General features: G+C 39.0%; 11 protein-coding genes and 3 pseudogenes. 12 read left to right on the top strand and 2 right to left on the bottom strand.

The annotated features are described in order from the left end of the window. The 6 genes and pseudogenes from AC4HAO_RS03125 to AC4HAO_RS03100 form a co-directional block, all read left to right on the top strand. Positions 1-130: pseudogene (locus tag AC4HAO_RS03125) on the top strand (IS30 family transposase); the annotation flags it as partial. 31 nt (positions 131-161) lie between these two features. After that, a pseudogene (locus AC4HAO_RS03120) lies at positions 162-572 on the top strand (AAA family ATPase); the annotation flags it as partial. Between the two features lie 3 nt (positions 573-575). Further along, positions 576-1,457 (top strand): HNH endonuclease, encoded by an 882-nt coding sequence (locus tag AC4HAO_RS03115; RefSeq protein ID WP_491092941.1) that lies wholly within the window; start codon positions 576-578, stop codon positions 1,455-1,457. Positions 1,458-1,490: 33 nt separating this feature from the next. After that, complete coding sequence (locus AC4HAO_RS03110; protein WP_491092942.1) at positions 1,491-2,705, top strand: restriction endonuclease subunit S; 1,215 nt, start codon at positions 1,491-1,493, stop codon at positions 2,703-2,705. Positions 2,706-2,713: 8 nt separating this feature from the next. Further along, entirely contained in the window at positions 2,714-4,558 is a 1,845-nt protein-coding gene (locus tag AC4HAO_RS03105) for a P-loop NTPase fold protein (protein ID WP_491092943.1), read from the top strand. 76 nt (positions 4,559-4,634) lie between these two features. Then, entirely contained in the window at positions 4,635-5,387 is a 753-nt protein-coding gene (locus AC4HAO_RS03100; RefSeq protein WP_491134557.1) for a hypothetical protein, read from the top strand. A gap of 154 nt (positions 5,388-5,541) precedes the next feature. Here AC4HAO_RS03100 and AC4HAO_RS03095 read toward each other — a convergent pair whose 3' ends face one another. Together AC4HAO_RS03095 and mazE are read right to left on the bottom strand one after the other, a co-directional pair. After that, the gene (locus AC4HAO_RS03095; protein WP_491134556.1) at positions 5,542-5,883 is read right to left on the bottom strand and encodes a type II toxin-antitoxin system PemK/MazF family toxin; all 342 of its coding nucleotides are present in this window, start codon (positions 5,881-5,883) and stop codon (positions 5,542-5,544) included. After that, a complete protein-coding gene (gene mazE, locus AC4HAO_RS03090; RefSeq protein ID WP_491134555.1) occupies positions 5,873-6,088 on the bottom strand; it encodes a type II toxin-antitoxin system PemI/MazE family antitoxin in 216 nt (71 codons plus the stop codon). The genes AC4HAO_RS03095 and mazE overlap by 11 nt, the downstream gene beginning before the upstream one ends. A gap of 118 nt (positions 6,089-6,206) precedes the next feature. Between mazE and AC4HAO_RS03085 the strand changes: the two genes are divergently transcribed. The 6 genes and pseudogenes from AC4HAO_RS03085 to AC4HAO_RS03060 all read left to right on the top strand — a co-directional run bounded on the left by AC4HAO_RS03085 (position 6,207) and on the right by AC4HAO_RS03060 (position 11,402). Further along, a complete protein-coding gene (locus AC4HAO_RS03085) occupies positions 6,207-7,814 on the top strand; it encodes a type I restriction-modification system subunit M (RefSeq protein ID WP_491134554.1) in 1,608 nt (535 codons plus the stop codon). Positions 7,815-7,923: 109 nt separating this feature from the next. Beyond that, positions 7,924-8,172: a type II toxin-antitoxin system RelB family antitoxin gene (gene relB / locus AC4HAO_RS03080; RefSeq protein ID WP_491134553.1), complete on the top strand. Its 249-nt coding sequence runs from the start codon at positions 7,924-7,926 to the stop codon at positions 8,170-8,172. Then, positions 8,165-8,423 (top strand): annotated as a pseudogene (locus tag AC4HAO_RS03075) (type II toxin-antitoxin system RelE family toxin). The gene relB and the pseudogene AC4HAO_RS03075 overlap by 8 nt, the downstream one beginning before the upstream one ends. A gap of 148 nt (positions 8,424-8,571) precedes the next feature. Then, entirely contained in the window at positions 8,572-8,829 is a 258-nt protein-coding gene (locus AC4HAO_RS03070; RefSeq protein ID WP_491134552.1) for a type II toxin-antitoxin system Phd/YefM family antitoxin, read from the top strand. A gap of 94 nt (positions 8,830-8,923) precedes the next feature. Then, the gene (locus AC4HAO_RS03065; RefSeq protein WP_491134558.1) at positions 8,924-9,196 is read left to right on the top strand and encodes a type II toxin-antitoxin system death-on-curing family toxin; all 273 of its coding nucleotides are present in this window, start codon (positions 8,924-8,926) and stop codon (positions 9,194-9,196) included. Between the two features lie 838 nt (positions 9,197-10,034). Then, the gene (locus AC4HAO_RS03060) at positions 10,035-11,402 is read left to right on the top strand and encodes an FAD-dependent oxidoreductase (RefSeq protein ID WP_491134551.1); all 1,368 of its coding nucleotides are present in this window, start codon (positions 10,035-10,037) and stop codon (positions 11,400-11,402) included. Positions 11,403-11,409 lie beyond the last annotated feature (7 nt).

Raw genomic sequence — 11,409 nt, 5'->3', positions numbered from 1 at the left:
TAAAGGTGTTTCACAAAACACCTTATCAGCTATAGCTGATAAGAGAAATAGAATTCCTAGAAAATCTTTAAATTATCAAACCCCTTATCATGTTTTTCTGAGTCAGGTGAAACTGTCCAACTTAATTTGACAATTTAAGAACTAAAAGATATTCTCTTGTATTAATTGATGAACCAGAGTTGTTTTTACACCCCCCTCTGGTCTCTAATTTTATTAGAGCTATCTCAGAAATAATGGAAAGAAAGGATGGATTCTGTTTGTTGACAACCCATTCTCCAATTATTGTTCAAGAACTTCCAAAAGATTGTGTCAAAATAATGGAAAAAGATGAACGTGGCTTCTTTAAAATGTCTGAGCCACCATACCAAACATTCGGAGAAAATTTATCAACTCTAACAACTACTATTTTTAAATTAGATCAATACAATTCAGGTTTTTATTTACTTATAAAGGATATTATAAATACTCCAGAAAAGTATGGGCTTACTGATGAAGAGCTGGATAGTATTGATTTAGGGAGAGATGCGAGTCTTTTTAGAAAATTATTAATGATGAGGAGAAATGATAAGTAGATAATGTTTGAAAAAATAAGTAAAAGTGATTCTAATTATCGAAAGCTTTTAGATAATTTATCCAAAGAAAATATTAGTGATGAGGAAAAGAAAGCCTTAAAACTTTTAAAGTTATTATATGATGAAGGGGCATTAGATAATTATCCAAACACTGAGGTAACTGATTTCTTAACATGCCATATAGATAAGAATAAAAAAATTTTTCAGAGCATAAAGGTTAAGAAATTTTGGGAGCGTTATCGTTCAAGAATAGAAAGATATAATGTCGTTGCTAACATTAATTTTTGTCCAGCGTGTGGGATTACTTTCTACCCACAGTTTGGCTATCACAAGACACTTGAACATATTTTCCCAAAAAGTTTTTATCATCAATTAGTAATATATCCAGATAATTTAGTTTATTATTGTGAACATTGCAATAGATGCAAAGGAGATAAATTTGATTACTTGAATATTTATCATCCTTACTTCACGATAATTGAAAAGTGTGGTGATGAAATAATATTGAGGATCCGTAAAGAAAATAACGGGAAAATTGACTATCAAATTAAGATTAGCCGATCAGTTCCTAAGGAGGTTAGAGACCTATTTAACAATATGTTTGGAATTGCTGGAAAATATAGAGATTATATTTTACAATTTTTAAATAGTGAGATTAGCACTCTTGAAGTTATTTTTGGTGATTCTTTAAGGAAGGTAGAAAATAAGGAAGAGCAACTTGAACTTATGAAGAGTTACTTAGAACAATTATACTCCGTAGATGTAGATAGAAATCCATTTTGTATAACTACGACTGAGCGGACTATTATGCAAAAGCTAGATGAAGTCATCCATTCAAATATTGGTTTAGTTGCTGAATATTTTATCAATGAAATGAAAGTATAAGAATTGAAAAGATTAAAATGGGAGAAGTAAATAGTGAAACAAAATGTACCTAAACTCAGATTCAAAGAATTTGAAGAAGAATGGAATTACGATTTTTTATCAAATTTAGTGGATAAAGTTCGGGAGAAAAATACTGAAAATAAATATACCGAGACTCTTACTAATTCAGCAGAATTTGGAATTGTAAATCAACGAGATTTTTTTGATAAAGACATTTCTAATAAGAAAAATTTAGATGGGTATTATGTTGTAAGGCCAGATGATTTTGTTTATAATCCAAGAATTTCAAATCTTGCACCTGTGGGACCAATAAAGAGAAATAATTTAGGTCGAGTTGGAGTGATGTCTCCTCTTTACTTTGTGTTTCGAGGTAAAGAGAACTATAGAATTGATTTGAATTTTCTAGAAACATATTTTCAGTCCAATCATTGGCATCGTTTCATGAAATTAAACGGAGATTCTGGCGCTAGATCTGACAGATTTGCTATCAAAGATTCAGTTTTCATAACAATGCCTGTCCTTCTCCCTTCCCTCCCCGAACAATCCGCTATCGGGTCGCTTTTCCAGACGCTTGATGAGCTCTTATCTGCCTATAAGGATAATTTGGCCAACTATCAAGCCTTTAAGGCGTCCATGCTGTCCAAGATGTTTCCAAAGGCAGGACAGACCACCCCTGAAATCCGCTTAGATGGATTTGATGGCGAGTGGGAGGAGAAGAGGTTATTAGAAATAGCAGAATTTAATCCCAAATCGGAACTACCTGAAAATTTTAAATACGTGGATTTAGAATCTGTTGTAGGAGTTAATTTAGTTTCATATAGATTAGAGAATATAGACAGTTCCCCTTCAAGGGCTCAACGAGTGGCTAGTAAAGGTGATATCTTTTTTCAAACAGTTCGACCTTATCAAAAAAATAATTATTTATTTGATAGCAACGAGAATGACTGGGTTTTCTCCACAGGATATGCTCAGCTTCGCCCTAAAATTACAGGTCAATTTCTTTTTGTCGCACTTCAAAGAAATGAATTTGTTAATACCGTATTGCTTCACTGTACAGGAACAAGTTACCCAGCAATCAATTCTAAAGATCTATCACGACTAAAGATATATGTTCCAGCTGATCAAGAAGAACAACAAACTATTGGTGAATTCTTTTCAAACATTGATAATTTAATGTCATCATATAAAGAAAAAATTGACCAACTAGAAACCTTAAAGAAGAAGCTTTTGCAGGAGATGTTTGTATAGGAGGATGAATGAAAGATAAAAATTTTATAAATCTTGAATATATTGATACTTCCAAGGGTGCTAAAAATTTTAGTAACTTACTACATGAGAATAAAACCTATTTTCTAAATGGTAAATGGGGATCTGGAAAAACTGAATTTCTCAACCAGACACAAAAATATTTTAATAAAAAGCTCATTATATTGGATTTATGGAAACCTAAAGATAAGCGTTCAATTATTGAACTATCACTTTTAAAATTGAAACCATTCATATATTGGGAAATCCGAGTTTTTATTATAACTGCAGTCGTCGTTTCTATACTTATGACCAATGTTGTTAATATGGGATTAACTCAATATGTTTCTAGTCTTGTAATAAAAATTGCCGGTGGGATTTCTCTGTGTGTGGCTGTGTTCCAGTTCTTCAAAGCAAAGTCAGATAGATTTTATTCATGGCTATTAACCAAATTTCCTATTAATGATAAGGTGCTAGTCATTGATGATTTTGATAGACTTTCTAATAACCAACAAGAAGAGACCTATAAACTATTTAGTTTATTAAAGGGAAGGCTCCCGATAGTGTTTGTTGGCGATATTTCTAAGATTAATCAAGTAAAAGATAATTATTTATCCAAAATAATTGACAGAAGAGTTGAGCTCCCCTTTGTTTTACATCCATCCTCAATTTGGGATAATTACTTTGAGTTGTTGGAGAAAACTTTCAATACTGTTATTTCTCAAAAATTTAAGCAGCTTGTAAAAGGTGAGCTAAGAAATCTAAGAGATAGGGAACATTTCAATGACTATGTCAATCAAGAATTTTTTGAAAGAAGAAAACTGGGGCATATTCAGATAGAAGAGCAATTACTTGTTATCTATGCCTACCTATTCCATATAAATTTTTATCAAGGTTTACTCAATAATACTATAAAAGATATTTCAGCTATCTATTCCGAAGAGAACGGTAAAGATAACAAAGATTCATCGCAAGCATCAGAGATAGTAGATGCATTATTCCCTGCAAGAAAAGAACGTTTTGCTATGAATAATGAGTATCCTAGACTATTTTCAAAAGATAAACAAGCTTATTTCATTTATGAAGAAGCATCCAATATGATGGTTGAAGAGTTAGAAAAGTTGTTTTCGTCAGAAGAAGAATTAACGAAAGCAATGCTGCTAGAACGCGATACAGATTTTTATCAATATCTAACAGCTGAGTACCTTAACTTTCGATCAAGCCGACAAGCGAAATTACTAAATTTAGCCTTATCTTATGTCCAACAATCTATTAATAGTCCTGCCATTGAATATATTATTGCAGAAAAATGGGAGCCAATAAAATCATTAAGCAATGACAAAATATTTGAATTTTGGAATGAAATTCTTGATGCTGCAGGTTTCGATTTCTCTCAAAAGTTATATCTATTGCAAAAGTATGGCATAATCAGTCCGCATGACTTAGGAGAAAGATTTCCAAATATTTCTATTTCTGGTGAGAGTTATGATAAAGCTAAAAGAAGGGATCTAATTCTATTAATTTATATTTCTCATCAAAATTTATGGATGAAATTTGAAAATTGGGATGACAAGATTTGGAATGCTATTAATATGTTGAATGATGAACAATATATTAATTTTTGGATATACCAAAGAGTCCTTTCTGCAACTGCTAATTATGATGATTTTGACTTCAATCCACAAATAAGAAATTATTACTTGTGTACCGGACGATATGAATTTGAAGTCCCTAGTAAATTTAGAGATTACCAGTCAATAGTTATTGATAAAATGACTTCACGATTAGAGGAAATGAAAAACAGAGGTTACCATTTTAAAACTGGTAATGATGAACAGTATAAATTATCAAATTAAAAATGTTTTTTACTTATGGCTATATCTTCGCAAAAAATTGAATCCATTCCATTTAGTTTTTTAGAAAGACAAAACTATGGTATCAGTTACTCAGCGTATTAAACAAATCAAACAGCCTTATGGTGGTTACTTACCGCCTAAGTTATTTTCAGTTGATGAGCTGGCAGATGGTAAGGAACTTAGTAGTGAGGAAAATATTCACGCTTCGCTGGTGGGACTTTGTGTGGACTATCTGACACGGTTTATGAATGGTGCGCCGCTAGAAGAAGCTTTCAAGATTTCTTTACTTGGCGCTCTCATGATAGAGAAATCAGAGCTAGCTTCCGATTTGCTTTCTCAAATTACTGGTCTTGACGATACTTCTATTATCAGTGCCTGTCAGTTAGCTGGTTTTGATGTGGTCTATAGAGCAGGTCGGTCAGGATATAAACCTGTTGAAGAGATTGTGCCAGATGCGGCAACAATTTTAAATATCCGTATGATGGTGGAGAGAAGTCTGACCTTCTTTGAAGAGTACGGCCCGATTGTAAAGGATGGCTTTACCTTTGAAGGTGGCTACACTGATACCATTACTACTGGTGACGGTGATTATTTAACGGCAGATACCCTGTGGGATTTTAAGGTTTCAAAAACTAAGCCCAACAAAGACCAGACGCTTCAGCTATTGGTCTATTACCTGATGGGGATGCAATCCCTTCATCCCGAATTTCAATCGATAGAAAAACTAGGACTCTATAATCCAAGGCAAAATAAAGTTTTCCTCTTGAATCTAGCTGATGTTTCTGATGAGATTTTAGAGACAGTTCGCAAGGAAGTCATTGGCTACTAAAAAATCCGCTCATAATCCGCTTAAAATCCGCTTATTTTTGTGAGCGGATTGCGAGATATTTCTGTAGTTACAGGGCTATGCTGGGACAGCAAGCAAACAATTCAGCCATAACAAAAAATACTGGACGAATTTTTGTCCAGCTTTGTAAAGAGCTTTAAAAGATAAATTGGATCAGTTGTTTGACGATAACAAATTCTTGATCATCCAGTTCGGCAATCTTTTCAATGGGTCTGGCTTTGAAGTCAAACGTATGCAGTTGAAAGGGATTGACAGCACCGTCCACCTTTTTTGAATGAACAGGAACTAACATTCCTTTTTCTCTTAACTTAGCTTGGCCGTGTGTAATGGGGCAGACAGCCACAAATCCTGTACGCCTACTGTAGTTTTCATTGGAAACGACCAGAGCTGGTTGACGTTTTTGAATGTCCTTACCAGCAGAAGGATCAAAGTTAATCCAGATAATATCCTGCCTTTGGGGAATGTAACTAGCATTCATTATCAAGTAACCTCAGATCCGCAAAGTCATCTTCCATCCGCAAACCATCATTGCCATCAAAGGGATTCTTAATTTTTGGCGCTAGGAGAATAACACCGTTTCGTCCTCTTTCAATGATGAATTCTTGCCCAGTTTCAACGTGCAAATCTTTAGGAAGCGTTACAGTTACGGAATTTCCTACTTTTCTTGCTTTTATGCTAGCCATGTGAGCACCTCCAGATGTTTTGATATCGTATACACGAGTATATCATGGTTTCTTTGCTTTTTCAAATATGGCCTACTTATATTAATACGAAAATTATTTTTAGAAAGTGAAAACACTTATGTCAGAAACACCTACCTCACAAGCCCTCTATCAGGCACTTTGGAATTCGGCGGATATCCTCCGCTCCAAGATGGATGCCAATGAGTACAAGTCCTATCTCTTGGGCCTGGTCTTTTACAAGTATCTGTCGGACAAGATGCTCTTTTACGTGGCTGAGACCATGCAGGAGCCGACGGATGATTTGGAGCAGGCGCTTGAGCTCTACCGCAGCTATTATGCGGACGAGGAGACCCATGAGGACTTGATCGATGTCATCATGGACCAGATGTCCTATAGCATTGAGCCCCATCTGACCTTTACAGCTCTTATCGCTACGATCAATAACGGAACCTTCCAGCTGGAGTCCCTAGCTCAGGGCTTTCGCGATATTGAGCGCAGTGATGATCTTTTTGAAAATCTCTTTGAGGATATTGACCTCTACTCCAAAAAGCTGGGAGCAACACCTCAGAAGCAGAACCAGACCATCGCCAGTGTCATGAAGGAGCTGGCTGGTTTGGAGATCGCCGGTCACGCTGGCGATATGCTGGGCGATGCCTATGAGTACCTGATCGGTCAGTTCGCCTCGGACTCGGGTAAGAAAGCCGGAGAGTTCTATACGCCCCAGCCTGTGGCCAAGCTCATGACCCGCATTGCCCTGCAGGGGCGCGAGGACCGGAAGGGCTTTAGCCTCTATGACCCGACCATGGGATCTGGCTCACTGCTGCTCAATGCCAAGAAGTACAGCCATCAACCAGGCACGGTCAGCTATTATGGTCAGGAGCTCAACACCTCGACTTACAACCTCGCTCGCATGAACATGATCCTGCACGATGTCCCTGTGGAGAATCAGCACCTCAACAACGGCGACACCTTGGACGCTGACTGGCCTGATGAGGAACCGACCAATTTCGACGGTGTCCTCATGAATCCGCCTTATTCAGCCAAGTGGTCTGCAAACTCTGGTTTCCTAGAAGATCCCCGCTTTTCACCCTATGGCAAGCTGGCGCCTAAGTCCAAGGCTGACTTCGCCTTTCTCCTGCATGGTTATTATCATCTCAAGCAGGATGGCGGGGTTATGACTATCGTCTTACCTCATGGGGTTCTTTTCCGTGGCAATGCCGAAGGGCAGATCCGCCAGCACCTCCTCGAAGAAGGGGCCATTGACACCGTGATCGGCCTGCCAGCCAATATCTTCTTTAACACCAGTATTCCGACAACGGTCATCATTCTCAAAAAGAATCGTGATGTATCTGACCGCAGTGTCTACTTTATCGATGCTTCCAAGGAGTTTGATAAAGGCAAGAATCAGAACACCATGACGGATGCGCACATCGAGAAGATCCTACAGGCCTATACCGAGCGCCGCGATGTGGACAAATTCGCCCATCTGGCTAGTTTCGAGGAGATCGTCGAAAACGGCTATAACCTCAATATTCCCCGCTATGTCGATACCTTTGAGGAAGAAGCAGTTGCCCCGCTTCCAGACATCATGGCCGACATAAGCAAGACCAACCAAACCATCGCTGAGAAATCTGCCCAGCTGGAAAGCCTCCTTAAAGACCTGCACGGCACCACCCCAGAAGCACAAGCAGAACTGGATGAGTTTCTGAAAGGGTTGAAATTATAATCTGATTATAGTTATCAATCATTTTATAATGCCTACCTCGTGACTTTGGAGATTGACATTTACCAAATGGAGTAATACAATGGTATTACCTTGAGAATAGGAGAAAATTATGGCAACTATTACATTGAAAGTTTCTGAAGCAGATAAAACATTTATGAAAGCAATGGCAAAGTTTGAAGGGGTCTCCCTGTCTGAATTGATCCGCAATAAAACCTTAGAATCCTTAGAGGATGAATACGATGCCCATGTCGGTGAGTTAGCTTATCAAGAGTACCTAGATGACCTTAAGGCAGGCCATGAGCCAATGAGTTGGGGTGATATGCTAGCTGAACTTGATTTTGAGGATGATCTTGTATAAGTTGGTTCTGACTAAAAGGTTTGTCAAACAGCTTAAAAAGCTAGATAAGTTTACGCAAAAGCGAATCACAACTTACTTATCTTCACATGCTCTGAATGATCCAAGGCAGTACGGAAAGGCTCTTAGTGCTAATCGCACCAGTCAATGGCGTTATCGCATTGGTGATTATCGGGTCATCTGTCAGATTCAAGACGATGAATTGATCATATTAGCCTTGTCAGTTAGTTGGTCATCGTAGGGATATTTACTAATTGATGAGCATGGAGCCCTTTGGAAACAATCACTAAGGCAATACCAAACACCAGCAACTAATGCTGGTGTTTTTATAGGATGTTTTTATCCTAGTTTTTTGATTTTTAAGAGGAAAAGTGATAAAGTAAAGGCAAGGAGGACATTGCTATGCAAATCAATTTAGAGAATTTAGTCCCAATCACAGAAGCCAATCAAAATTTTTCAAAAGTTGCCAGAATGGTAGATAGCAAGGGGACAGCAGTTATTTTAAAGAATAATAAACCTAAATATGTCTTGGTTGACTACAATACCTTGGTGCGAGAAGAGAAAACAGAAGTAGCTATTGCTGATCAAGCTAGTGTCGATGAAGTAGCAAATTCTATCTTGTCACGCCACTTAGACACCTTTAAGGAATTAGCAAAATGAAGCGATTAACGGCTAAGCAGATTGTTTAATGGCATAGTCAGCTCATTTCGACTTCTGGCGGTATTGATGGAATTCGAGATATAGGAATGGTGGAATCCGCAGTGCCCATGTTTTTGAATCTTACTTTGGTGTTGACCAATATCCTACGATCGAAGAGAAATCAGCTAGACTTTGCTATTCACTAATCAAGAATCATGGATTCTTGGATGGGAACAAACGAATCGGCATATTTGCTATGTTAGTTTTACTAGAAATCAATGGCATTGTTCTGGAATGTACAGATAAAGAATTAGTCTCACTAGGGCTAGGCGTAGCTAGTTCAACATTTATCCATGATGATATTTTAGAGTTTATAAAGAGTCATTGATTATTTGGACTTTTTGTTGAATAATCAATATCTTATCATAAGCATAATGATAGAGATCTAGTGTCGCCTCTTACTTTCGTAATGCGTACCAGTGCTAGATCGTTTTTTATGGAGAGATCTTGATCATATTAGCCTTATCAGTTGGCCACCGTAGGGATATTTACTAATTGATGAGCATGGAGCCTTTTGAAAACAATCACTAAAGCAATACCAAACACCAGTATCCAATGCTGGTGCTTTTTCTCTTTTGCTATTGTCTGATGATAGTCTGACTGGATAAGCAGACTCCTTCAAATTTATAATCCAATTGTTTGAAATCCCATACTGGGAGCAGTAAAATAAGGGCGTAGTGGAGAGCGGTTACTTTTCACTGCGGCACAGCTGAAATCCTACTAGGAGATTGGCTTTTTGCATCACGTAAGCTTAACGAGAGGCTAGCTCAAACCTCTGCCGTATCTTGAGAATTGCGACACTTCGAACCTACGGTCGATCGCACCGAAGGTTCGAAGTTAGTAATTGGCATAGCAAACTACCATAGTAGTTTGTGTAGTAGAGCAAGACCTAAGGTCTTAGCGATACTTTGCCAATTGAACACGAAGCTAATCTCTTCGGAAAAAAGACCGACTTCCTTGTGTCCAAGGACACGGCGTCTGTCGCCTATTTTTCAGTCAGAGATTTTCGCTAAGCGAACCGCTTCTTTGTATCTTAACTTAACTGAACCCGCCTACGTTCCTGTGGAATTAGAAAGATGTCGCTAGATTCTCAGTGAATCGTCACTCCATTTCCTAAATTCCTTTGGAACGCTTAACGGCTTTGTATTTTACCAGGAGGTCTATATATGGATAAGCAGAAAGTTGTCATTGTGGGAGCATCGCACGGTGGTCATGAATCCGCCATTGAATTGCTGGATCAGTATCAGAATCTGGATGTCACCATCTATGAGGCAGGGGATTTTGTCTCCTTTATGTCCTGCGGAATGGAACTCTACCTCAAGGATGAGGTGACAGCCAAGGATGATGTTCGCAATTTTGCGCCGGCTGATTTGGAAGCAAAAGGCGGTAAGATTTTTAACAACCACCAAGTCACTGCCATTCATCCAAAGCAAAAGACCGTGACGGTCAAGGATACGCACTCGGGTCAGTCCGAGGAAGTAGACTATGATAAATTGATTTTGAGCTCTGGTGTCCGTCCAGTCAGTCTGCCGGTTGAAGGAGCTGATCTTGACTATATCTACCTCATGCGTGGGTATGATTGGGCGACTAAAATCAAGGAAGCTCTAGAATCACCCGCTATTCAAAATGTTGTCGTCATTGGTGCTGGCTACATCGGCCTAGAAGCTGTCGATGTTTTTGCCAGTCGAGGCAAGCAGGTTAGCTTGGTTGATGTGATTGACCGACCGCTAGGAACCTACCTCAATCCTGAATTAGCTGATCTGGTAGCAGAAGAGCTTAAGCGTCACGATGTTGACCTCTATATGAATGCCAAGGTCGAGCGCTTCCAAGGCGCCGACAAGGTCCAAACAGTCGTCACTGACAAGGGAGAAATCAAAGCTGATCTGGTGATCGTCGCAGCAGGAGTTCAGCCTAACACCGACTGGCTGCAGGGAACGGTTGATTTAGAGCCAGGCGGTTTTATCAAGGTTGATGAATATTTCCGCACGAATCTGCCTGATGTCTATGCCATTGGGGATGCTGTTCTTCCTCTGTCAATCCCAGCTGATAAGCCTCTGCCGATCGCTCTTGCAACAACAGCTCGGCGTGAAGCCCAGTATCTGGTCAAACATCTCTTTGAAGCTAAACCGAGTCAAGCCTTTGCGGGAGTTGTCGGTTCCTCTGCTCTCAGTGTCTTTGACTATCATTTTGCAACTAGTGGCCTCAATGCCTCTACGGCTGAAAAAGCAGGAGTCTCTTACAAGACCAGTTTTTACCACGACCGCCTGCGTCCGGCCTATATTCCTGATGACCATAATCCAGAAGTTTATGTCAGCCTAACCTATAATCCTCTGACCCATCAGATTTTGGGCGGGGCTGTGCTGTCCTCCTATGATGTCACAGCTCAGGGTAATGTTCTATCGCTGGCTGTCGGTCACAAGATGACCTTGGAAGATCTGGCTCAGGCTGATTTCTTCTTCCAACCAGGATTTGACCGCCAGTGGAGCCTGCTCAATCTGGCAGCTCAGCATGCTTTGGATTTAGCACCTTTCTGATTAGGGT

Source organism: Streptococcus sp. ELY_137 (assembly GCF_058314515.1).
The sequence above is the reverse complement of the archived record's forward strand: the minus strand, read 5'-3'. Positions and strand labels throughout refer to the sequence as shown.

Bases quoted from the DNA above. Each gene is read 5' to 3' on its own strand.
- AC4HAO_RS03115 (WP_491092941.1), top strand. From the start codon at position 576: ATGTTTGAAAAAATAAGTAAAAGTGATTCTAATTATCGAAAGCTTTTA.
- AC4HAO_RS03105 (WP_491092943.1), top strand. From the start codon at position 2,714: ATGAAAGATAAAAATTTTATAAATCTTGAATATATTGATACTTCCAAG.
- AC4HAO_RS03100 (WP_491134557.1), top strand. From the start codon at position 4,635: ATGGTATCAGTTACTCAGCGTATTAAACAAATCAAACAGCCTTATGGT.
- AC4HAO_RS03095 (WP_491134556.1), bottom strand. From the start codon at position 5,883: ATGAATGCTAGTTACATTCCCCAAAGGCAGGATATTATCTGGATTAAC.
- mazE (WP_491134555.1), bottom strand. From the start codon at position 6,088: ATGGCTAGCATAAAAGCAAGAAAAGTAGGAAATTCCGTAACTGTAACG.
- AC4HAO_RS03085 (WP_491134554.1), top strand. From the start codon at position 6,207: ATGTCAGAAACACCTACCTCACAAGCCCTCTATCAGGCACTTTGGAAT.
- relB (WP_491134553.1), top strand. From the start codon at position 7,924: ATGGCAACTATTACATTGAAAGTTTCTGAAGCAGATAAAACATTTATG.
- AC4HAO_RS03070 (WP_491134552.1), top strand. From the start codon at position 8,572: ATGCAAATCAATTTAGAGAATTTAGTCCCAATCACAGAAGCCAATCAA.
- AC4HAO_RS03060 (WP_491134551.1), top strand. From the start codon at position 10,035: ATGGATAAGCAGAAAGTTGTCATTGTGGGAGCATCGCACGGTGGTCAT.